Here is a 22,447-nt window from a genome sequence, read left to right on the forward strand (position 1 = left end):
AACTATAGCCTTATGCAATAAAAAAATCGACACGACGCCATGCGCTGACAGTCGCCGGCCGCCAAGGCATGATAGAGACCCGAATCGACGCCAAGAGAGTGACCCAAGGATGGCTGAGCTGGACCCCGACACCCTGATGGGCCCTCTGTGGACACTGCTGGCCTTCGTCGGGCTGGGCTGGCTGGCCGCGCGCCGCCTCGCCATCGATCCACGTCCGATTGCAACCCTGCTGATCTACCTGATCGCGCCGCTGACCTTCTTTCGCGGTCTGGTACTCGGTGGGCCGACACCCGGCTACCTGTTGATCACCCTGGCGCTGTTCGTCACGGCCTGCCTGATCGCCCTGGTCATCAGCATCGTGGCGCGACGGGCACTGCCGGCCGAGGAGAGTGCCGTCCTGGCCTTCTCGGCGGGCACCGGCAACACCGGCTATTTCGGCCTGCCCGTCGCCCTGGTGCTGCTCCCGCCCAGCGGGGTCACGCTCTACCTGTTCGGCGTGCTGGGCGTGACCCTGTATGAGTTCACCCTGGGCTTCTACCTCAGCGCCCGTGGTCGCTTCTCGGTGCGCGAGAGCCTGGTCAAGATCCTGCGTCTGCCGCTGATCTACGCCTTCCTCGCGGCCCTGCTGGTCGAGGCGCTCAGCACCGTGGTGCCCGACGCGGTCATGGAGGGGCTGGAGGTCTTCCCCCCGACCTACACCCTGCTGGGCATGATGATCATCGGCATGACACTGGGCCGCATCTCGCTACGCCAGGTCGACTGGCGCTTCATCGGCGCCTGTGTCGCGATCCGCTATCTGTTGTGGCCGCTGCTGGCACTGGGCGTGGTACTCGGCCTGCAGGCCACGCTGGGTATCTCGGCGGATCTGGCCATGGCCCTGCTGCTCATCGGCGTGGTGCCCATGGCCGCCAATGTGGTGGTGGTCGCCATGGAACTCGGCATCGCCCCTCAGAAGGGTGCCCTCGCCGTACTGATCACCACCCTCGCCGCCCCGCTGCTGATCCCGCTCTACCTGGGCTGGATGCTGCCATTGGTGAGTGGCTAGTAGCGCCCCAGATCCGGTGCCACCAATACCCGGTTCGCCGCAGGCCGACTTCGTACCCGCTCGACATAAGCAGACAGGCGCGGTGTCTCTACGAACAGGGCCTCTGCGCCGGACAGGCCCGCGAGGTAATCAAGCATCGGGGCGGCGATCGCATCGGCGATGGTAAAGTCGCTCGCCACTAAATACTCCCCCTCGGCCAAACGTTCTTCCAGCAACGCCAGCACCCTATCGACCTCGGGCCGAGCCTCGGCAACCGCATCCTCACGAATGGCCCCGCCTTCGCCCTTGGGGAACACGAACTCCAGCAGATAGCGCCGCACCAGGGCCTGATCCACATAACCCGCCAGGATGCCGGTCCATTGATCCGTCTGCGCTCGAGCCCAGGTTTCCGCCGGCTGCAGGGCCGGTCCATCGAAGACTGCATCCAGGTAACGACAGATACTGGGCGTCTCGATCAGACGCCGTTCGCCATGCAAGAGTACAGGTATCTTGCCGAAGGGATGCAGAGCATAGTGCTCGGACGAATGTATCGCCAGGGTCTGCCCGCCTGCCTCGGCGCCCAGGGTGTAAGGTATCGACTTCTCCTCGCAACACAGTTGGACGCTGCGCACGAAGGTGCTGAATTGGGGGCCAAGGATATGCACAGGGTGAGTCATGTCAGGGCTCCTGTCGTGGAAATTCTAACAGGCTAGACTGCCGCACTATATGTTCAAGAACATATGGTCGGCACCATGGCATACTCACCATGTTGCCAAGGAGGTTCCATGCCCTGGAGAGACGATCACAAGCCCCGCACCCGCCAACAGATCCTGGACGCCGCTGCCACTCAGTTCACGCGTCACGGCTTCGAGGGCACAACTATCGATGATGTCATGCATCAGGCTGGCCTGACTCGTGGTGCCTTCTACGCCCATTTCGCCTCCAAGGGCGACCTTTATGCTGCAGCGCTGCGACACGCCGCCCGCCACAATGTGACGCGACTGCAGAATGCCGGTCCGCAGGAGCGCGTGCTCGGGTATCTGAGCGACGCCCATCGGCGCGGTGAGAACGTGAACTGCCCGCTGGCCTGCCTGGTCAGCGATGTCGCGCAACGGGACGACCAGGTACGCGAAGCCTATACGCGCCTATTCGACGGCTTCGTGGCCCATTGTCAACCCGCCGAAGAGGAGGCGCCGAAGAACCGTCAGCGCGCCTTGCAGCAGGCCGTCACCATGATCGGCGGAATGGCCATCGCGCGAACGCTCACTGATGAGTCACTGGCCCAGGAGGTGCTAACGGCCTGTCGAACGATGGCGCTGTCTGAAGACTGAGCGCCGCCCTCGACACGACTCAGGACGCCCGCCCGGCCATCGGCAGCTCGACGTCCTCGGGTAGCGGCGCGCTGGCCATGGGAGGCTCGCGCTCGATCAGCTCACCCTGCCAATCGATCAGCTGCAGGCCGCCTTGATGGTTTTCCATCAGCGCCGTGCAGTGCTCGACCCAATCGCCGTCGTTGCAGTAGAGCACGCCGTCACGGGCGCGGAAGCCGGCCTTGTGAATATGGCCACCGACATAGCCGTCCAGCCCTTCACGGGCCGCCTGGTGCAGAGCGGCCTGCTCGAACTGCATGACATAGCGTCGGGCGGCACCGCTGCGCCGCTTGAGGGCGGAGGCCAGCGACCAGTAGGGCATGCCGAACAGGCGCCGCCCGCGATTGCACCAGCGATTGAGCGCCAGCACGAACTGGTGCATGCCGTCGCCCAGCGCCAGCATCCAGGGCGCGATACGCACATGGGTATCGAACTCATCGCCGTGGCTGATCAGCAGACGCCGACCGTCGACGGTTTCATGCACCATGCGCCGTTCGATGCGTACGCGGTGGACCTTGAGGCCGCTCAAGCGGCGGAAGGCGGCATCATGGTTGCCAGGGATGTAGATGATCTCGCAGCCACTGCGTGCCAACCGCAGCAGGCGCGCCACCAGACGCTGTTGCGCCGGCGGCAGGATCGCCCGCTTCTGCATGGCGATCAGGTCGACGATATCCCCGACCAGATACAGCCGCTCCGGACGCACGCGCCGCAACAGCCGCGCCAGCAGCTCCGCCTGACAATCGCGGGTGCCCAGATGAATGTCGGAGACAAAGAGGGTACGCACGGACACGGGATTCGACATGAGGCTCTCTCCAATCGATGCCGAACCAGCATGACGAGAAGCGATGAAAACCCCATGGCGAAGAGATGACGATGTTGTGTCTCGAAGAAGGAAGAGGGAAGAGGGAAGAGGGAAGAGGGAAGAGGGAAGAGGGAAGAGGGAAGAAGGAAGAAGGAAGAAGGAAGAAGGAAGAAGGAAGAAGCCAGGCTTGAGGCCAGGATGTGTGGCATCAAGGGGTTTCTTCCCTCTTCCAGGCGCGAAGCGCCGTTCTTCATTCTTCCAGCGGCATTAGCCGCGCTCTTCCAGCTTCAAGCTTACAGCTCCGGGCGCAGCCCGGTTCAGTACCTATACCCCTGACTCTTGTAGGGGCCTTCGGCGGGTACGCCGGTGTAGTCGGCCTGGGCGTCTGTCATGCGGGTGATCACGCCGCCGAAGCCTTCGACCATGTAACGCGCGACTTCTTCATCCAGGTGGCGCGGGAGTACCCGCACGCCCAGGGCGGCCGGCTTGTCGGCGTCCGGGAGGGCGGCAAAGCCGGCTTCAAAGAGGTGGATCTGGGCGAGCACCTGATTGGCGAAGGAGCCGTCCATCACCCGTGACGGATGCCCGGTGGCATTGCCGAGGTTGACCAGCCGGCCTTCGGAGAGCAACAGCAGGTAGTCGCGGCTCTCGGGGTCGTAGTCATCCGGGGTGCTGTCGCGGTAGACCTTGTGGACCTGCGGCTTGACCTCTTCCCAGTGCCATTGACGACGCATGTAGGCGGTATCGATCTCGCTGTCGAAATGGCCGATGTTGCAGACCACCGCGCCGGGCTTGAGCCAGCGCAGCATCGGCGCGTCACAGGCGTCGATATTGCCGGTGGCAGTGACCACCAGATCGATCCTTGCCAGCAAGTCGCGGTCGAGGCTCGCCTCGCCCTGATTGAGGCCGTCACGGTAGGGGGAGACGACCTCGAAGCCATCCATGCAGGCCTGCATGGCGCACAGCGGGTCGACCTCGGCGACCTTGACGATCATGCCTTCCTGACGCAACGACGCCGCCGAGCCCTTGCCGACATCACCGTAGCCCATGACCAGCGCCTGCTTGCCGGCCAACAGGTGGTCGGTGCCCCGCTTGATCGCATCCGACAGCGAGTGGCGACAGCCATACTTGTTGTCGTTCTTCGACTTGGTCACCGCGTCGTTGACGTTGATGGCCGGCACCTTGAGCGTGCCTGCCTGGAACATGTCGAGCAGACGATGCACGCCGGTGGTGGTTTCCTCGCTGATACCGTGGATGGCATCGAGCAGCTCGGGGCGCTGGTCATGCAGCAGCGCGGTCAGGTCGCCACCATCATCGAGCACCAGGTTGGGCCGCCAGTCGTCCGGCCCCTCGGCTGTCTGTTCGATGCACCACCAGAACTCTTCCTCGCTTTCGCCCTTCCAGGCAAAGACCGGAATCCCGGCGGCCGCAATCGCGGCGGCGGCATGGTCCTGGGTGGAAAAGATGTTGCAGGAGGACCAGCGCACACTGGCGCCGAGATCGACCAGCGTCTCGATCAGCACGGCGGTCTGGATGGTCATGTGAATGCAGCCGGCAATGCGGGCCCCCGCCAGCGGCTGCGTGTCGCGATAGCGCGCACGAATGGCCATCAGGGCGGGCATTTCGGTCTCGGCGATGCGCATCTCGCGCCGCCCCCAATCGGCCAGGGTCATATCGGCAACGCGATAATCCACGCCATTGGGAACCGTCACAGCGGGCTGATTCATGAGGCACCTCGTTGTTGGGCAAGACTGTCTTCACTATAGGCAGCGGGACGGATGCCCAACAAGGTATCGCGCTAGAAGCCTGATATTGCCTCCTGCTCCAGCCGAGCCGCCAGCCGGCGTACTTCCGGATGGTGGAAGAAGTCGCGCAGGGCACGCGCGCGCACCGGCCCCACGCCCGGCAGGGCCTGCCATTGCGAGCGGCGGCGCGTGGCCAGCTCGGCCCAGCTGACGCGCTCACCCGCTGCCACACCGGCCAGGGCCCCGGGTGGCGCGCCCAGCGCTTCCAGCCAGGCACGGAAAGGGCGCTGGCGCGCTGCCGCGAAGCGATCTGCCAGGCGCCGCCCGCGTACCTCGCCGATCCCCGACGCCGCCTGCAACGACTCGGCGGAGCGCCCCATCCAATCGAGCAGCCGCGTTACCAGCCCGGCCTCGACCAATGATTCCCAGGTCCCCGGCCCGATGCTCGCCATGTCCAGTGCTTCCTCCCCGCTCAGCCAGGCGAGGCGCTCCAGGAATTGGCCCTCACAGCCCGGTTCAGGCTGCCAGCAACTCAACGCATGATATTCGTCGGGAGATGGCGCCTTGACGGTGGGACGTTCGACCGCTCGCCAGGCGACGTTATCCAGTCGCGGTATCGTATGCCCAGCCAGGCTGATCGCCACCCGGTCTCCGGGGCGAATATCCAGCTTCTGCCAGCGTGCCAGCGAGCCGACGGAGACACGGCGAATGGTGCGCCCCGCCAGTGGCGTCGGGCGCAAATGCAGCAGCGGGGTGATGCGTCCGGTGCGGCCGATCTCGAAGGCCACACCACGCACCTCGGCAAGCGCCGAGCGTGGCGGGTATTTCCAGGCCGCCGCCCAGTCGGGAGGCGCCTCATCGCGCCCTGCGAGGCCGGGCCTGTGGGCCTGCTTGAGCACCAGGCCATCGGTGGCGAAGGACAGCGCAGCCTGATGCCAGTGCTCGCGCTGATCGCGAACCGCGCGCAGCGAGCCCGCAGGCAGGGTCCAGCGTGCCGTCTCGGGAAACCCCAGCTCGGTCAGGCGGGCCAGCCGCTTGCGCATGGCGGGCGGACCGCCGGGCCAGTCCCAGACGAACAGCCCGATACGCTCGGCCTGAGCATCGCCCAGCCGGTCACGGGCCATCCAGCCAATGACCCGGCTGCGGGCACCGGCCGCGCCGCCCTCGGCCTGAACATGGCCCTCGAGACGCTGATAGAGCTCACCGCGCAGCACCAGACGCTGCGCGGTCGGCAACCGGTCCGGCACCGCCGGGATGCGACGCGCACTCGCGGTCCAGTCCTGACCGGCCCGGCCATCGCCCCGGCTGATGGCATGCTGCAAGCGGCCTTGATCATATATCAGGGTCACGGCCACGCCATCGACCTTGGGCTGCATCCAGACATCATCGCGACGTTGCAGCCAGGCCTCGACCGCTGCGACGTCGTCCAGCTTGATCAGCCCTGACTGGGGAACGGGATGCCGCAAGCGGCCATCGGCCAGCGCTGGGCCTGATCCGTCGACGAGCGGGGCATCGCTGCTGACAACGCCAGGGGCAGGCGCCACGACCGCCTCGGGGAAGCACTCCTGCCAGGTCTCGAACCTCGCCTGAGCCTGGTCGTAGACAGCATCACTGACCGACGAGCGGCCATCCCGACGATAGGCACGATTCCAGGCTGTCAGTCGCTCCTGAAGAGCCGCGAGTTCGCGTTCGCCACGCTCCAGCGACCACGACGGACACTCGGCCAGCCCCGCCATGGGCCAGCAGAGCCACAGCAACAGGCAACATCCTGACCGATATATCCGCCGCCCCATGACCGTCTCCCCCGCCTGCTGGCCGTGTTCAGCATCTGGCTTCGAACCTAGCAAGGCTCACACGAGGGCACCACGCCGGATGACGCGAGGCGCCGTGCGACATCGACGACGTCACAGCGACGCCATGGCAGGTAGCAAGGCGGCGTTTTTACAGGCCGGCCGCCGCACGCAGATCGGCGGCGCGATCGGTCTTTTCCCAGGGGAAGGCGGTGAAGGTCTCGGTCTGCTCCTGACCGTTGGTGTCGGTCCAGGTATAGGAATGCTCGAACGGCTCGCGGCCGAAGTGGCCATAGGCCGCCGTCAGCTGATACATCGGATGCTGCAGATCGAGCATGCGGGTGATCGCATTGGGACGCAGGTCGAAGTGCTCGCGCACCAGTGCGACGATGCGCTCATCGCTGATCCTGCCGGTACCGAAGGTATTGACCGACACCGAGGTCGGCTCGGCGACGCCGATGGCGTAGGAAATCTGGATCTCGCAGCGCTCGGCGAGCCCCGCCGCGACCAGGTTCTTGGCCACATAACGGCCGGCGTAGGCGGCGCTGCGATCGACCTTGGATGGATCCTTGCCGGAGAAGGCCCCACCCCCGTGCCGCGCCGTGCCGCCGTAGGTGTCGACGATGATCTTGCGGCCGGTCATGCCGCAGTCGCCCACCGGGCCGCCGATGACGAACTGGCCGGTCGGATTGATGTGATACTGGGTGGACTCGGTCAGCCACTCCGCGGGGATGACCTGCTCGATGATCTCGCGACGCACGCAGTCGCGCAGCTCCTGCTGATCGATCTCGGGGTCATGCTGGGTCGAGAGTACCACGGCATCCACGGCACAGGGCTTGCCCTGGTCGTCGTAGCGGAAGGTCAGCTGGCTCTTGGCGTCGGGACGCAACCAGGGCAGCACGCCCTGACGACGCAACTCCGACTGCCGCTCGACCAGGCGATGCGAGTAGTGGATCGGCGCCGGCATGTAGGACTCGGTCTCGTCGGTGGCATAACCGAACATCAGGCCCTGGTCGCCGGCACCCTGGTCTTCCGGCTTGGCGCGGTCGACGCCCTGGGCGATATCCACGCTCTGCTTGCCGATCAGGTTGAGCACCCCGCAGGTCTCGCCATCGAAACCGACCTTCGACGAGGTGTAACCGATATCCAGGATGACGCGACGCACCAGATCCTCGAGATCGACCCAGGCCGAGGTGGTGATCTCGCCGGCGACGATCGCCACGCCGGTCTTGACCATGGTCTCGCAAGCCACGCGGGCATGCTTGTCGCGGGCGATGATGGCATCCAGCACCGCATCGGAGATCTGATCGGCAATCTTGTCCGGATGCCCTTCGGAAACGGATTCGGAGGTGAACAGGGAGTATTCGCTCATGGCGTCCTCGACCCTCTACATAATGGGATGACGGCGGCAGGGCATGCCGCCGGGACAGGCGGCGACGCAGGCCGCGGGTGGCGCTTGCGCCATGGCCCGGGCAATTTATCGGGGGTAAATTCTACACTTTCGCTGCCAGCCTTCCTAGCAAGGTCGCCCATGGCCGGGCGGATCGCGCGACAATTTGAAGGTAGCCGGCATCTCGGCGACAATAGGCGCTCGATTTTGGCCGCGCCGCCCAGAGAAACACTGCTTAACTGCCTACGCATGCCAATCGCTGCGTTGCGCGGTGCTAGAAAGCTCGCCTAACGACTCGTTATGTCTCGCTTTCTGTGCTCCGTGCGCCTTGCGCTTCACTATGCTCGGCTACTTATTCAGCGTTTCCCGAGATCCTGCGGCGCTTCCAGCCAGCTAAATGCCCGGCCAGCCCCGGCCGGAGGGTGTTTGTAGACTACCGCCGCAGGCGAGGAGCAACCTGATGCCAACCCGCTTCGAACTGGCCAACGCCATTCGCGCTCTTTCCATGGATGCCGTTCAGAAGGCCAACTCCGGGCACCCCGGCGCCCCCATGGGCATGGCCGACATCGCCGAGGTGTTGTGGAACGATTTCCTCCAGCACAACCCGGCCGATCCGCACTGGCCCGACCGTGACCGCTTCGTGCTGTCCAACGGCCACGGCTCCATGCTGCTCTATTCCCTGCTGCACCTCTCCGGCTACGAGCTCGGCCTTGAACAGCTGCAGAACTTCCGCCAGCTGCACTCGAAGACCGCCGGTCATCCCGAGTACGGCTATGCGCCGGGCATCGAGACCACCACCGGCCCCCTCGGCCAGGGCCTGGCCAATGCCGTCGGCCTGGCCATCGCCGAGCGCACCCTGGCCGCCCAGTTCAACCGCCCTGGCCACACCATCGTCGACCATCACACCTACTGTTTCGTCGGCGACGGCTGCCTGATGGAAGGCATCTCCCATGAGGTCGCCTCATTGGCCGGCACTCAGCAGCTCGGCAAGCTGGTCACCTTCTATGACGACAACGGCATCTCCATCGACGGCGAGGTCAAGGGCTGGTTCACCGACGACACCGCCAAGCGCTTCGAGGCCTATGGCTGGCACGTGGTGCCCAACGTCGACGGCCACAAGCCCGAGGAGGTCAAGGCCGCCATCGAGCTCGCCCGCAGCCATGACGACAAGCCCAGCCTGATCATCTGCAAGACGGTGATCGGCTTCGGCGCGCCCAACAAGCAGGGCAAGGAGTCCTGCCACGGCGCGGCACTCGGCGAGGACGAGGTCGCCGCCGCCCGCGAGCAGTTGGATTGGCCGCATGCGCCCTTCCATGTGCCGGAGGCGCTCTACCAGGGATGGGATGCCACCGAGGTCGGCCAGCAACGCCAGGCCGACTGGCAGGCCCGCTTCGAGCGCTATGCCGAGGAACACCCGGAGCTGGCCCGCGAGTTCCTGCGCCGCCAGCAGGGCGAGCTGCCCGCCGAGCTGAGCAGCGAAGCGCTGATCGAGCAGGCCCAGGACAAGGCCGAGACCACCGCCTCGCGCAAGGCATCGCTGGCCTGCCTCAACGAGCTCGGCCCGCAGCTGCCCGAGCTGCTCGGCGGCAGCGCCGACCTGGCGCCCTCCAACCTGACCGTGTGGAACGGTGCCAAGGTGATCGGCCCCGAGGGCTCGCAGGAAGGCGCCCCCGACGGCAACTACCTGCACTATGGCGTGCGCGAGTTCGGCATGGCCGCCATCGCCAACGGCATCGCCCTGCATGGCGGCTTCGTGCCCTATGCCGCGACCTTCCTGATCTTCATGGACTACATGCGCAATGCCGTGCGCATGTCGGCCCTGATGGGCGTGCGCAGCGTCTATGTGTTCACCCACGACTCCATCGGCCTGGGCGAGGACGGCCCTACCCACCAGCCGATCGAGCAGCTGACCAGCCTGCGCACCACGCCCAACATGTCGACCTGGCGCCCGTGTGACGCCGTGGAGACCGCCGCCGCCTGGAACGCCGCCCTCAAGCGCCAGTCCGGCCCCACCTCCCTGGTGCTGTCGCGCCAAAACCTGCCCCATCAGGCCCGCGACAAGCAGCAGCTCGCCGATATCCAGCGCGGTGGCTACATCCTCAAGGACAGCGCCGACACGCCGGAGCTTATCCTCATCGCCACCGGCTCCGAGGTTGGCCTGGCCATGGACGCCGCCGCGGCGCTCGCCGACAAAGGCCGTGCGGTGCGCGTGGTCTCCATGCCGTCCACCGATGTCTTCGATGCCCAGGACGCCGCCTACCGTCAGTCGGTACTGCCTGCCGAGGTCGGCAACCGCCTGGCCATCGAGGCCGCTCACCCGGACCTGTGGCACAAGTACGTCGGCCTCGAGGGTCGCGTCATCGGCATGACCACCTTCGGCGAGTCCGCCCCGGCCGGCGACCTGTTCAAGCACTTCGGCTTCACCGCCGAGAGCGTGATCGAGGAAGCCGAGCAGCTGCTGGACGACGCCGAGGACTGAAGCCACATCACCGTTGGAGCTCGCGAGGGGCGCCGGCGACAGGTCGAAGAGGGGGTCCGATGCCATGGATGGCATCGGTAGCGCCCAGGGAAGGGTTCACAGCGCCCCCTCGGAGACCTGTCGACGGATCAGCCCCGGGCGACATCTCTGATCTGCGTGGTTCCGGAAGAAGCTAAACGGCCATCGGCCCGGCAGCCGTCATGAACTCATCCAAACCAAGGGGCGCGACCTACCGGCCGCGCCCCTTTCATGTCTCACGAGACTCATTCGATCAGCCCATGAAAGCGTCGATCCATGCCGCGAGCGCAGCAATGGATCGACCTGTTCTCAGGCGATGGTGATGCTGTCGTCCAGATACACATCCTGAATAGCGTTGAGCAGCTCGACGCCCTCGGCCATCGGCTTCTGGAAGGCCTTGCGACCGGAGATCAGGCCCATGCCGCCGGCGCGCTTGTTGATCACCGCGGTGCGTACCGCCTCGCCCAGATCGGAGTGGCCCTTCGAACCGCCGCCGGAATTGATCAGACCAGTGCGCCCCATGTAGCAGTTGGCCACCTGGTAACGCGCCAGATCGATGGGGTTGTCGGAGGTCAGCTCGTCGTAGACCTTGTCGTGGGTATGACCGAAGTCGACGGCGCGATAGCCGCCATTGTTCTCGGCCAGCTTCTGCTTGACGATATCGGCCTTGATGGTCGCGGCAAGGTGGATCGCCTGACCGGTGAGGTCCGACGCCACGTGGTAGTCCGTACCATCCTTCTTGAACTCGGGGTTGCGCAGATAGGCCCAGAGGACCGTGACCATGCCCAGCTGATGCGCCCGCTCGAAGGCCTCGCTGACTTCCTGGATCTGGCGGCGGCTTTCCGGGGAGCCGAAGTAGATGGTCGCCCCCACCGCGACACAGCCCATGGCATGGGCCTGCTCGACCTGACCGAACAGCGTCTGGTCGTAGACCGCCGGGTAGGTCAGCGTCTCGTTGTGGTTGAGCTTCACCATCATCGGGATCTTGTGAGCGTAACGACGCGCCACCGAGGCCAGCCCGCCAAGCGTCGAGGCCACGCAGTTGCAGCCGCCCTCGATGGCCAGCTCGACGATATTGGCCGGATCGAAGTACAGCGGATTGGGGGCAAAGGACGCCCCGGCGGAGTGCTCGATGCCCTGGTCGACCGGCAGGATGCTGACATAACCGGTACCGCCCAGGCGGCCATGGTTATAGATGGACTGCAGGTTGCGCAGCACCTGAGGGCTACGGTCGCTGTCCGCCATCACGCGGTCGATGAAATCCGGCCCCGGCTTGTGGATCGACTCGGCCGGCAGCCCCCGGCATACGTGATTGAGCAGGCTGTCGGCTTCATCACCAAGCAGCTGTGTCATGTCAGTCATGTGGTTCCTCTCCATGGTGGTTTGACGGTTGACCGGATGCAGCCCTGCAGCGTCATGCGCGGATGAGCCAGGGCATGATGTCCACAGACTGCCGAAACCGCTCGGGCGCGTCCAGCCACCCCGGGACGTAAACAGCGATTTGCGCTAGAATCGCCGATCTGCGATTTCCGGCGCCAGCATATCGAGGCTCATCATGGCACTTCGCATCGCCATCAATGGTTACGGCCGTATCGGCCAGTGCGTCTTGCGTGCGCTCATCGAGCGCGGCGAGGCCGAGCTCGAGATCGTCGCCATCAATGAGCTGTCGGGGCTGGATACTATCGCCTATCTGACCCGCTATGACACCACCCATGGCCGTTTTCCCGGGAACGTGAGCGTCGATGGCGACCGGCTGGTGATCGACGGTCACGCCATCCGGGTACTATCGGAACCCGATGCGGCGTCACTGCCTTGGGCCGAGTTGAATATCGACCTGGTCCTCGAATGCTCGGGCAGCTTCAAGGATCGCGCCACCGCGGAGCATCACCTGCATGCCGGGGCCCGGCGCCTGCTGTTCTCCCAGCCGGCCGAAAGCGATGTCGACGCCACCATTGTCAGCGGCATCAATGAAGCCGAGCTGACCGCAGACTGCCGCATCATTTCGGCGGCCTCGTGCACCACCAACTGCCTGGTGCCGGTACTGACCGTACTCGACGAGGCACTGGGCCTGGAACATGGCGTCACCACCACCATTCACTCGGCGATGAACGACCAGCCGGTGATCGATGCCTACCACCAGACCGATCTGCGCCTGACGCGCTCGGCCATGCAGTCCATCGTGCCCGTCGATACCGGCCTGGCACGCGGCATCAATCGCCTGATGCCACACCTGGCCGAGCGTTTCGAGTGCCTGCACGTGCGCGTGCCGACCATCAATGTTTCGGCCATGGACCTGTCACTCTGCGTGCGCACCGAGACCACGGCGGCCGCCGTCAACCAGTTGCTGCGTGATGCCAGCGACAATCGGCTGGCCGGGCTGCTCGGCTACACCGAGGAGCCCATGGCCTCGATCGACTTCAACCACGACCCGCGCTCCGGTATCGTGGATGCCACGCAAACCCGGGTCGCCGGCGGCCGCCTGATCAAGATGATGTGCTGGTTCGACAACGAGTGGGGGTTCGCCAACCGCATGCTCGATGTCGCCGCCCGGATCGCCAGGCTGGGCAACGCATGACCCTCCCACACCGGATCATTTTCGGCTCTCCAGACGAGGATTCTGCTTCATGAACGTGCGCAAGATGACCGATCTCGACCTCAGCGGCAAGCGTGTGCTGATCCGCGAGGACCTGAACGTGCCCGTCAAGCACGGCAAGGTGACCAGTGATGCCCGCCTGCGGGCCTGCCTGCCGACCATCCAGGCTGCCCTCGACGGCGGTGCCCGGGTGATGCTGATGAGCCACCTGGGCCGGCCCACCGAAGGCGATCCCGCCGAGGAATTTTCCCTGGCGCCGGTGGCCGACCACCTGAGCGAACTGCTCGAGCGCCCGGTGCGCCTGGTCAAGGACTACTTCGACACCCAGGTCGAGCTGGCGGACGGCGAAGTGGCACTGCTCGAGAACGTGCGTTACAACCGCGGTGAGAAAAAGGACGACGAGGCCCTGTCGCGGCAGTACGCCGCGCTGTGCGATATCTTCGTCATGGATGCCTTCGGTACGGCACACCGTGCCCAGGCCTCGACCCATGGCGTCGCCCGCTTTGCCCCCGAAGCCTGCGCCGGCCCGCTGCTGGCCAACGAGCTGGCCGCCCTGGAGAAGGCCCTGGCCACCCCGGCGCGCCCCATGACCGCCATCGTCGGCGGCTCCAAGGTCTCCACCAAGCTGGAAGTACTCACCGCGCTGTCCGAAAAGTGCGACCGCATCATCGTCGGTGGCGGGATCGCCAACACCTTCATCGCCGCCGCCGGCTACAACGTCGGCAAGTCGCTGCACGAGGCCGACCTGATCGACCAGGCCAAGGCGCTGATGGCCAAGGTCGAGATCCCGCTGCCCAGCGACGTGGTGGTCGCCACCGAGTTTTCCGAAAGCGCCAGCGCCGTGACCAAGCCGGTCGACCAGGTGGGCGATGACGAGATGATCCTCGACATCGGCCCCGACACCGCCGCGCGCTTCGGCGAGCAACTCAAGGCCGACGGCACCATCCTGTGGAATGGCCCGGTCGGCGTCTTCGAGATCGACCAGTTCGGTCGTGGCACCGAAGCTCTCGCGAAGGCCATCGCCGAAAGCGACGCCTTTTCCATTGCCGGGGGCGGCGACACCCTGGCGGCCATCGACAAGTACGGCATTGCCGAGCGCGTTTCCTACATTTCCACCGGCGGCGGCGCCTTCCTCGAGTACGTCGAAGGCAAGGTCCTGCCCGCTGTCGCGGCCCTGGAAGCCGCCGCACAATAAGGCTCACGCCTGCGGCCCGGGCACGCACGCCCGGGCCAATCCGATGCAACTGCTGGCGCCACCCGGGGCGCCACACTCTCAAGACCCGCTATCGACCCCAGAGGAAGCTTCATGGCACTCATCAGCATGCGCCAGATGCTGGATCACGCCGCCGAACACGGCTACGGCATCCCCGCATTCAACGTCAACAACCTCGAGCAGATGCGCGCCATCATGGAGGCCGCCGACGAGACCGACTCGCCGGTGATCATTCAGGCCTCCGCCGGGGCCCGCAAGTACGCCGGCGCGCCCTTTCTCCGCCACCTTATCCTGGCGGCCGTGGAAGAGTTTCCGCACATCCCGGTGGCCATGCACCAGGATCACGGCACCAGCCCCGGCGTGTGCCAACGCTCCATCCAGCTCGGCTTCTCGTCGGTTATGATGGACGGCTCGCTGGGCGAGGACGGCAAGACCCCGGCCAGCTATGACTACAACGTCGAGGTAACGCGCCGTACCGTCGAGATGGCGCATGCCTGCGGCGTCTCCGTCGAGGGCGAGCTGGGCTGCCTGGGCAGTCTGGAAACCGGCATGGCCGGCGAGGAAGACGGCGTCGGCGCCGCCGGCAAGCTCGATCACGACCAGCTGCTCACCGATCCGGAAGAGGCGGCCGAGTTCGTCAAGGCAACCCATGTGGACGCCCTGGCGATCGCCATCGGCACCAGCCACGGCGCCTACAAGTTCACGCGCCCGCCCACCGGCGACACCCTCTCCATCCAGCGCATCAAGGAGATCCACGCCCGCATCCCGGAAACGCACCTGGTGATGCACGGTTCATCCTCCGTGCCACAGGAATGGCTCGAGATGATCAACGAGCACGGCGGCGAGATCCCGGAAACCTATGGCGTACCGGTCGAGGAAATCGTCGAGGGCATCCGGCACGGGGTGCGCAAGGTCAATGTCGACACCGACCTGCGCCTGGCCTCCACCGCCGCGGTGCGCCGCTTCCTGGCCGAGAACCCGGCCGAGTTCGATCCGCGCAAGTTCCTCAAGGCCAGCACCGCGGCCATGAAGGGCGTCTGCAAGGCCCGCTACGAAGCCTTCGGCGCTGCCGGCAACGCGGCGAAGATCAAGCCGATCAACCTCGAGGAGATGTTCCAGCGCTATGCGCGTGGCGAGCTGGACCCGCGCGTCACCTGATCGCAGGCAACGCCTGCGCCATGACAAGGGCGGCTCATTGCCGCCCTTTGCGTGAGCGCCCTCGGCTCCTCGAGGGCACGCCAATGTTCAGGTGCGAACGCCTGCCAGGCCGCATCCTGCCCGGCCATTTCGGGGCGCAAGCGTTGAAGCGATGATGAACTGTTGAAAAACACTGTTCACAAAACGCGCGATATGGTCTTTAATTACCATAAAGCATCATCTGGTCAACGCATCGTGTTCGCTTATCAACATCTTCAACGAGGCTCAGTGACAATGCGCCCTCTCTGCCTGCTCTTCGATTGCGACGGCACCCTGGTCGACAGCGAACCGCTGTTGGCCGACGAGATGGCCAGCAGCCTCAACGCCGTGGGCCTGCCCTTCGACGCCGGCGACTATATCGGAGAGTTCCGCGGCGCACGCTTCCGGCATATCGTCGCCGAACTGGAACGCCGCCACGGCTCGGTCGACGCCTCCCGCCTCGAGCCACTGGAGCGCGAAATGCGCGCCAACCTCAACCGCCGCCTGGCGACCGACCTCAAGCCCATCGAAGGCGCCACTGAAGCCCTGGCCGCCCTGTCGAACATCCCCATGGGCGTGGTTTCCAACGGCCCGGAAACCAAGATCCGCACGTCCCTCCAGGCCACCGGCCTGGACGAACTCTTCGGCGACTGTCTATTCAGCGCCTACGACGCACAGTGCTGGAAACCTGACCCCTGCATCTATCTGCATGCCGCCAGCATCATGGGGTTTGCCGCTGCCGATTGCGTTGCCATCGACGACTCCCTGGTCGGTATTCAGGCGGCACTCGCCGCCGGCATGACGGTCATCCACCTCAACCGCTTCCCGGATGTCGAGGAGACGCCGGAAGGCGCTATCGGCATTACCAGCATGTTTCAGCTGCCGACCGTGATCGCACGCCTCTCCCAGCCCCGGGTAATGGTCAACTGAGCAGCCCGGCCTCAGCCTGGTGACAAGCGGTACGCTGCTTCTCGGTGCAGTCAGTCTTTCAAGTGTCTCAGGGCACGCCGGGGACGGGACCGCTCGCCACGCCGCTTGGCCTCTTCACCCAGACGGCTGCCTACCACGCGCGCCACGCCGACCAGAGCACCACTGGCCATGCCCCAGACCAGCGCATCGCGCCAGCGCGTATCTCGTCGAGCGGGATTTTCAGGCGGCGTATCGCCGGTCGTCCTGCGATAGGCCTCGCGAGCCGAACGTCGCGTCAGCAAGCTGGCGCCGATGACGGCCGTATAACCGACTACCGACCAGAGCATATGGCGTTTCATGACTTGACGGCCTCCGCATGAAGACTGTGAACTGACGATCCTGTATCGCCCCATGCCAGCATCATGACAGGGCGACTTCACCAACGTCCAGCGCCACAGAGCAGGAGCCGAGATGTCCGATCCCCCCAGCGCCCGGGCCACAAGCCCCGGCCGACACCACCCTCGCCCACTGCCGTTGACGGGGAGGCTCTCTTGCTGACAGACCTCGATCTGGGCACCGCCATTGCCCTCTTCATCGGCTGCACTCTGGTGATCGGCGTGGCCGGCACCAAGCTGACGCGCATCGTCGACGACCTGGCGGATCGCACCGGACTGGGCGAAGCCATCGCCGGCGCCGTACTGCTGGGCATGGCGACCTCCCTGTCCGGACTGGTGCTCTCGGTATCCGCGGCACTGTCCGACCATCCGACGCTGGCCATGAGCAATGCGCTGGGCGGCATCGCCGTGCAGACCCTCTTCCTGACCATCGCGGATCTGGTCCACCGGCGCGCCAACCTGGAACATGCCGCTGCCTCAATAGGCAACCTCATGCAGGGCGGGCTACTGCTGTGCCTGCTGTCGCTGGTGCTGGTAGGGCGCTTCGCCCCGGAATGGACCCTGTGGCAGGTTCACCCGATCACGCCGCTGCTGTTTCTGGGCTACCTGTTCGGGCTGCGCCTGGCGGACCGCACCAAGGACAGGCCGATGTGGCGACCGGCCCATACCCGCGAGACACAACCCGATATCCCCGATGAACAGGCCATGACGCGCTCGGCCCTGAACCTGTGGCTGAGCTTCGTCGGCCTGGCCCTGGCGCTCGCCGCCAGTGGCTTTCTGCTCGAGCGTGCCGCCTCCGTCATCGCCTCGGCGACCGGCCTTGGCCAATCGGTGGTCGGTGTCCTGATGACAGCGGTGGTGACCTCGCTGCCCGAGCTGGTCACCTCGGTGGCCGCCGTGCGGCGTGGCGCCCTGACCCTGGCCGTGGCCGGCATCATCGGCGGCAACGCCTTCGATACGCTCTTCGTCGCCGCCTCGGATATCGCCTACCGCGGCGGTTCGATCTATCACGCCATCTCCGACCCGGTGGCGCTGTGGGTCGCCCTGTCGCTGCTGATGACCGCAATCCTGATGGTCGGCATGATTCACCGCGAGCGCCTCGGCCCTGGCCGCATCGGGTTCGAGAGTCTGGCCATGGCCACCTGCTACCTGGTCGGTGTGCTGTCCCTGTTGTTCACATCCGGTTGAAGTCACTCACCTTCCCCTAGCAGAAGTTCGCTGTCAGGCAGTGCTCAGTCAAGAGCACTGCCACCTTCTTCCCCCACTAAAGCGAACTGCCGAGAGCGTCGATCCAGCGGCTCCGTGGCCAGAAATCGCCAACTTGGCTCCCCCACTTGTACATCCAGTCCAGTAAAGGTGCTTTCGACCTATGTCTAGTGTCGACAGCCTTGCTGTACGGTCAGCCCGCTGCCTACTATGGGAACGTTCCCATTTGATATCGAGCCTCCATGTCAGCCACACCTCGACCTGCCACTATTCTGGAAGTCGCTCGCGATGCTGGTGTCTCAAAAACCAGTGTTTCCCGTTTCTACAGCGGCGAGCGAGATCGGCTATCCCAGCATATGCAGCAACGCATTGCCGAGGCCGCAGAACGACTCGGATATCAGCCCAACCCCATGGCACGCGGCCTCAAGGGCGGACCCTCGGGACTGGTCGGCATGTTGGTCGCCGATATCCGCAACCCTTTTTCGGTGGCGGTGATGCACGGCGTCGAGCAGGCATGTCGCGCTCAGGGGCTGTCATTGATGGTCTGCAATACGGATAACGATCCGGTTCTGGAGCGCCAGCATCTGGCCTTGCTGACCTCCTATCGTATCGAGGGGCTGATCGTGAATGCCGCTGGACGACACAGCGAGCCCCTTGCTGAACTCGCTAGCGACGGCCTGCCACTGGTACTACTGGACCGTTCGCTGGAGGGCATCGCTGCCGATGAGGTCGGGCTGGACAATAACCTGGCCATCGACATGGCGCTCGACCACCTGACCGAACAGGGATATTGGCGAGTATTGTTCGTGACCGAACCTCCAACGCGCGCCAGCTCGCGTCAGACCCGGGTGGCACGCTTCGAGTCGGAATGTCCCGAACGTCAACTCGCAGGAGAGGTACTGAGCCTCGACCTCGACGACACGACCAGCCTCGATCATGAATTGAGCGCCTTTCTCGATACCCCGGACGGGCATCCCGCCGCCATTCTGTGCGGCAACGGCCAGGTCACCCTGGCGGTAACCCGTGCCTTACAGACTCACCGGGCACCCCTCGGCGACACCGGCCTGATGGGAATCGACGAGCTCGACTGGTGCCAGATGGTCACACCCGGCATCACCACGCTGGCCCAACCCACGGATGCCATCGGCCAGGCTGCCGTCGGGCGACTGCGTGACCGTCAGGCACAGCCCATTGCTCCGGTACCGCGACATCAGCGCTTTACCCCCCAGCTGATACCGCGCGGCTCGACCCGCCGTGCACAAAGTGCCTCCACTACCGACGAGACATCCCCATGACATACGCCTCCTCTCCGGAAATTCTTGCCTTCGGCGAGGCCATGAACCTCTTCATGGCCGATACGCCCGGTGACCTGGCGGAAGTGGCTCACTTTCAACGCCGCATTGCCGGTGCCGACACCAATGTGGCCATCGGCCTGGCACGCCTGGGCTTTCATGTCGGCTGGTTGAGCCGTGTAGGCAACGACAGTTTCGGTCGCTTCCTGCGCCACACACTCGAAACGGAAGGCCTGGACTGTCGACACCTCAGGACCGATGACGACCATGCGACGGGGCTGGTCTTCAAGGAACGCGCCCTGGAAGGCGCCGACCCGCATGTCGAGTACCGCCGACAGGGCAGCGCCGCCAGCCAGCTTTCTCCTGCCGATGCCGACGATGTCGATTTCCCGGCCTTGCGCCACCTGCACGCCACCGGCATCCCGCCGGCACTCTCGCCCGGTTGTCACGAACTCTCCCGGCACCTGCTCGGCGAGGCACGCCGCCATGGCGCCAGCCTGTCATTCGACCCCAATCTGCGCCCCAGCCTCTGGTCCAGCGAGCGTGAGATGCGCGAGACCCTCAACGACCTGGCCGCCCATACCGACTGGGTGATGCCGGGGCTCGCCGAGGGCCAGTTGCTGACGGGCCAGGAAACGCCCCACGACATCGCCGGTTTCTATCTCGACCAGGGTGCCGAAGCGGTCTTCCTCAAGCTCGGACCCGAAGGCGGCTACTACCGTGGTCGCCTCGACGGCGAGGAGCAGGCCTTCAGCGTACCCGGCGTTCCGGTGGCCGAGGTGGTCGATACCGTCGGCGCCGGCGACGGCTTCGCGGTCGGCGTGATCAGCGCCCTGCTGGATGGCGGCTCGCCTCATCGAGCCCTGCAGCGCGGCTGCCTGATCGGCGCCGAGGCCGTACAGGTCTCCGGCGACATGGAAGGCCTGCCGCATCGCGACACCCTGGAGCGTCTCGAGGACGCACATACCGGCCAATAAGGCCCCTCGTCAGCAGAGCGGCATCCCCCACGTGTCAGCCTGCATCGCGCCGCCCGGCCGGGTACACTTGCCGGCGGCGCCCCATTCATGACCGACCCACGAGACCCACATGCCCGAGATACCACCTCCAGCCCCCCTCTGCCTGCTGTTCGACTCCGATGGCACCCTGGTCGACAGTGAAATTCTGCTCGCCGAGGTCATGGCCGATGTCCTGACCGAACATGGACTGCCCTTTACCGCGCGTCAGTATATGGAGGAATTTCGGGGCGTACGCTTTTACGACATTGTCGATACCCAACAGCGCCTGCACGGGACCTTGTCCGAGGACAGCCTGACCCACCTTGAGGCCGCCATGCGAACTCACATGCAGACTCGGATGGAAGCCGAGTTGGTCGCCATAGACGGCATGCCCGAGACCCTCGACTCGCTCACCGACTACCCCAAGGCCGTGGTATCGAACGGTCCGGATCACAAGATTCGCTGCGCCATGGCCAGTACCGGCCTCGCCAAACACTTTGGTGACCAGCTATTCAGCGCTTACACCCTCGGTGTCTGGAAGCCCGACCCCAGTTTGTATCTCAAGGCCGCCGAGGCCATGGGATACTCACCCGAATGCTGTGTGGTAATCGACGACGCCGCTGTCGGCGTGGAAGCCGGGCTGGCCGCCGGCATGCAGGTCATTCACCTCAACCACTTCCCCGACGAGGAAGCCACCCCGGACGGCGCCATCGCCATCCAGCATGCCCGCGAGTTACCCGCGATCATCGCGCGACTGGCGCGCGACCTGGTCAACACCGAAACCGCCTGATTCATCCACAGCCCTGGCTGCACGCCATGACTGTGGATGAAAGGGCAGGTGGCGAACAGAATTCAGCGTGTCGACGCATCGAGGTACCGTACCGTCAGCTCCACGCCACGCAGTTCAGCCAGCCCCTTGAGACGACCGTAGAGCGGGTAGCCCGGCGTGGTGTCACGGTGCTGATCGTCGAGGATGTGATGGCCGTGATCAGGACGAAGCGGCAGCCGGGGGCCGCCCTCGCGGTCGCGGCGGCGCTCCTCGGCGACCAGTGCCTGAACCACGCCGATCATATCCACGTCACCGTCCAGGTGGTGAGCCTCATGGAAGGAGAGCGGATCCGGCGTTTCACGCCGGGTGGAGCGTAGATGGGCGAAGTAGACCTTGGGCCCGAAGCGCTTGGCCATCTCCACCAGGTCGTTGTCCTCACGCACCCCATAGGAACCGGTGCACAGCGTCAGGCCGTTGGCCGGGCTGGGCGCGACATCAAGGATCCACCTGACATCCTCGGCGGTGGAGACGACCCGCGGCAGGCCGAGCAGCGGACGGGGGGGATCGTCAGGATGGATCGCCAGGCGCACGCCCACCTCCTCGGCCACCGGGACGATGGCGGCCAGGAAGTCCCCCAGGTGCTCGCGCAGCCGCTCGGCGCCGATCTCGGCATACTCTGCCAGCACCCCGCGGAACTGCTCCAGGGTGTAGTGTTCCTCGGCGCCGGGCAGCCCGGCGATGACCGTATTCACCAGACGCTCGCGACCGGCTTCGTCGAGGCCATCAAGATAGTCCCTGGCCTTGGCCTTCTCGGCGTCGCTGTACTCACCTTCGGCGCCAGGGCGAGCCAGCAGATAGAGGTCGAAGGCGGCGAAGGCGGTTTGCTCGAAGCGCAGCGCCAGTCCGCCATCCGGCAGGCGCCAGGCCAGGTCGGTGCGGGTCCAGTCGAGCACCGGCATGAAGTTGTAGCAGACGGTGTCGATACCACAGGCCGCCAGGTTGCGCAGCGTCTGCTGGTAAGCGGCAATATATGCGTCGCGTCCCGGCAGGCCCTGCTTGACGGCTTCGTGCACCGGCACACTCTCCACCACCGACCATGAGAGGCCGGCCGCCTCGATCATGCGCTTGCGCGCGTCGATGGCCGCGACCGGCCAGACCTCGCCATTGGTAATCTCGTGCAGCGCGGTGACGATGCCGGTGGCCCCGGTCTGGCGGATCTCGTCGAGGGTGATGGGGTCGGCGGGGCCGAACCAGCGCCAGGTATGTTCCATGGGAGGGTCC

General features: G+C 65.3%; 20 protein-coding genes. 12 read left to right on the forward strand and 8 right to left on the reverse strand.

Annotated elements, in window-relative coordinates:
• The first annotated feature begins 109 nt into the window (after nucleotides 1-109).
• Nucleotides 110-1,045: an AEC family transporter gene (locus QWY79_RS08060; RefSeq protein WP_290271632.1), complete on the forward strand. Its 936-nt coding sequence runs from the start codon at nucleotides 110-112 to the stop codon at nucleotides 1,043-1,045.
• On the opposite strand, the gene QWY79_RS08065 is transcribed toward QWY79_RS08060, so the two are convergent.
• Nucleotides 1,042-1,701: a glutathione S-transferase family protein gene (locus tag QWY79_RS08065; protein ID WP_290271633.1), complete on the reverse strand. Its 660-nt coding sequence runs from the start codon at nucleotides 1,699-1,701 to the stop codon at nucleotides 1,042-1,044. The genes QWY79_RS08060 and QWY79_RS08065 overlap by 4 nt on opposite strands.
• A gap of 108 nt (nucleotides 1,702-1,809) precedes the next feature.
• On the opposite strand from QWY79_RS08065, the gene QWY79_RS08070 reads away from it, so the two are divergent.
• Nucleotides 1,810-2,355: a TetR/AcrR family transcriptional regulator gene (locus QWY79_RS08070; protein WP_290271635.1), complete on the forward strand. Its 546-nt coding sequence runs from the start codon at nucleotides 1,810-1,812 to the stop codon at nucleotides 2,353-2,355.
• Between the two features lie 19 nt (nucleotides 2,356-2,374).
• Here QWY79_RS08070 and QWY79_RS08075 read toward each other — a convergent pair whose 3' ends face one another.
• Nucleotides 2,375-3,196: a UDP-2,3-diacylglucosamine diphosphatase gene (locus QWY79_RS08075; protein ID WP_290271636.1), complete on the reverse strand. Its 822-nt coding sequence runs from the start codon at nucleotides 3,194-3,196 to the stop codon at nucleotides 2,375-2,377.
• A gap of 65 nt (nucleotides 3,197-3,261) precedes the next feature.
• Here QWY79_RS08075 and QWY79_RS08080 point away from each other — a divergent pair, with 65 nt between their 5' ends.
• Nucleotides 3,262-3,387, forward strand: a complete 126-nt coding sequence (locus QWY79_RS08080; RefSeq protein WP_290271637.1) for a hypothetical protein — start codon at nucleotides 3,262-3,264, stop codon at nucleotides 3,385-3,387.
• Nucleotides 3,388-3,513: 126 nt separating this feature from the next.
• Here the strand turns inward: QWY79_RS08080 and ahcY are convergent, their stop codons facing one another.
• The 3 genes from ahcY to metK all read right to left on the reverse strand — a co-directional run bounded on the left by ahcY (nucleotide 3,514) and on the right by metK (nucleotide 8,103).
• Complete coding sequence (gene ahcY, locus QWY79_RS08085; protein ID WP_290271638.1) at nucleotides 3,514-4,923, reverse strand: adenosylhomocysteinase; 1,410 nt, start codon at nucleotides 4,921-4,923, stop codon at nucleotides 3,514-3,516.
• 71 nt (nucleotides 4,924-4,994) lie between these two features.
• The gene (gene ligB / locus QWY79_RS08090) at nucleotides 4,995-6,734 is read right to left on the reverse strand and encodes an NAD-dependent DNA ligase LigB (protein WP_290271640.1); all 1,740 of its coding nucleotides are present in this window, start codon (nucleotides 6,732-6,734) and stop codon (nucleotides 4,995-4,997) included.
• 148 nt (nucleotides 6,735-6,882) lie between these two features.
• Nucleotides 6,883-8,103 carry a methionine adenosyltransferase gene (gene metK / locus QWY79_RS08095; protein WP_290271642.1) on the reverse strand — a complete coding sequence of 407 codons (1,221 nt, stop codon included), beginning with the start codon at nucleotides 8,101-8,103 and terminating at the stop codon, nucleotides 6,883-6,885.
• 478 nt (nucleotides 8,104-8,581) lie between these two features.
• On the opposite strand from metK, the gene tkt reads away from it, so the two are divergent.
• Nucleotides 8,582-10,600: a transketolase gene (gene tkt, locus QWY79_RS08100; protein ID WP_290271643.1), complete on the forward strand. Its 2,019-nt coding sequence runs from the start codon at nucleotides 8,582-8,584 to the stop codon at nucleotides 10,598-10,600.
• Between the two features lie 327 nt (nucleotides 10,601-10,927).
• Here tkt and QWY79_RS08105 read toward each other — a convergent pair whose 3' ends face one another.
• Nucleotides 10,928-11,980, reverse strand: a complete 1,053-nt coding sequence (locus QWY79_RS08105; protein ID WP_290271645.1) for a class I fructose-bisphosphate aldolase — start codon at nucleotides 11,978-11,980, stop codon at nucleotides 10,928-10,930.
• Nucleotides 11,981-12,173: 193 nt separating this feature from the next.
• Between QWY79_RS08105 and QWY79_RS08110 the strand changes: the two genes are divergently transcribed.
• The 4 genes from QWY79_RS08110 (at nucleotide 12,174) to QWY79_RS08125 (ending at nucleotide 16,530) form a co-directional block, all read left to right on the forward strand.
• The gene (locus QWY79_RS08110) at nucleotides 12,174-13,193 is read left to right on the forward strand and encodes a type I glyceraldehyde-3-phosphate dehydrogenase (protein ID WP_290271647.1); all 1,020 of its coding nucleotides are present in this window, start codon (nucleotides 12,174-12,176) and stop codon (nucleotides 13,191-13,193) included.
• A 49-nt stretch (nucleotides 13,194-13,242) separates the two neighbouring features.
• On the forward strand, nucleotides 13,243-14,406 hold the full coding sequence (locus QWY79_RS08115; protein ID WP_290271649.1) for a phosphoglycerate kinase: 1,164 nt from the start codon (nucleotides 13,243-13,245) through the stop codon (nucleotides 14,404-14,406).
• Nucleotides 14,407-14,517: 111 nt separating this feature from the next.
• Nucleotides 14,518-15,582, forward strand: coding sequence for a class II fructose-bisphosphate aldolase (gene fba / locus QWY79_RS08120; protein ID WP_141320985.1), 1,065 nt, complete (start codon nucleotides 14,518-14,520; stop codon nucleotides 15,580-15,582).
• Nucleotides 15,583-15,855: 273 nt separating this feature from the next.
• Nucleotides 15,856-16,530 (forward strand): HAD family hydrolase, encoded by a 675-nt coding sequence (locus QWY79_RS08125; protein ID WP_290272014.1) that lies wholly within the window; start codon nucleotides 15,856-15,858, stop codon nucleotides 16,528-16,530.
• Nucleotides 16,531-16,580: 50 nt separating this feature from the next.
• Here the strand turns inward: QWY79_RS08125 and QWY79_RS08130 are convergent, their stop codons facing one another.
• Nucleotides 16,581-16,868: a DUF4235 domain-containing protein gene (locus QWY79_RS08130; protein ID WP_290271650.1), complete on the reverse strand. Its 288-nt coding sequence runs from the start codon at nucleotides 16,866-16,868 to the stop codon at nucleotides 16,581-16,583.
• Nucleotides 16,869-17,060: 192 nt separating this feature from the next.
• On the opposite strand from QWY79_RS08130, the gene QWY79_RS08135 reads away from it, so the two are divergent.
• The 4 genes from QWY79_RS08135 (at nucleotide 17,061) to QWY79_RS08150 (ending at nucleotide 21,187) form a co-directional block, all read left to right on the forward strand.
• Nucleotides 17,061-18,092, forward strand: coding sequence for a sodium:calcium antiporter (locus QWY79_RS08135; protein WP_290271652.1), 1,032 nt, complete (start codon nucleotides 17,061-17,063; stop codon nucleotides 18,090-18,092).
• A gap of 260 nt (nucleotides 18,093-18,352) precedes the next feature.
• Nucleotides 18,353-19,405: a LacI family DNA-binding transcriptional regulator gene (locus QWY79_RS08140; RefSeq protein ID WP_290271653.1), complete on the forward strand. Its 1,053-nt coding sequence runs from the start codon at nucleotides 18,353-18,355 to the stop codon at nucleotides 19,403-19,405.
• On the forward strand, nucleotides 19,402-20,379 hold the full coding sequence (locus tag QWY79_RS08145) for a sugar kinase (protein ID WP_290271655.1): 978 nt from the start codon (nucleotides 19,402-19,404) through the stop codon (nucleotides 20,377-20,379). The genes QWY79_RS08140 and QWY79_RS08145 overlap by 4 nt, the downstream gene beginning before the upstream one ends.
• 109 nt (nucleotides 20,380-20,488) lie before the next feature.
• The gene (locus QWY79_RS08150; protein ID WP_290271657.1) at nucleotides 20,489-21,187 is read left to right on the forward strand and encodes an HAD-IA family hydrolase; all 699 of its coding nucleotides are present in this window, start codon (nucleotides 20,489-20,491) and stop codon (nucleotides 21,185-21,187) included.
• A gap of 62 nt (nucleotides 21,188-21,249) precedes the next feature.
• On the opposite strand, the gene uxuA is transcribed toward QWY79_RS08150, so the two are convergent.
• Nucleotides 21,250-22,437 carry a mannonate dehydratase gene (uxuA, locus tag QWY79_RS08155; protein ID WP_290271659.1) on the reverse strand — a complete coding sequence of 396 codons (1,188 nt, stop codon included), beginning with the start codon at nucleotides 22,435-22,437 and terminating at the stop codon, nucleotides 21,250-21,252.
• Between the last annotated feature and the right edge of the window lie 10 nt (nucleotides 22,438-22,447).

Source organism: Halomonas sabkhae, assembly GCF_030409265.1.
GTDB lineage: Bacteria > Pseudomonadota > Gammaproteobacteria > Pseudomonadales > Halomonadaceae > Halomonas > Halomonas halmophila.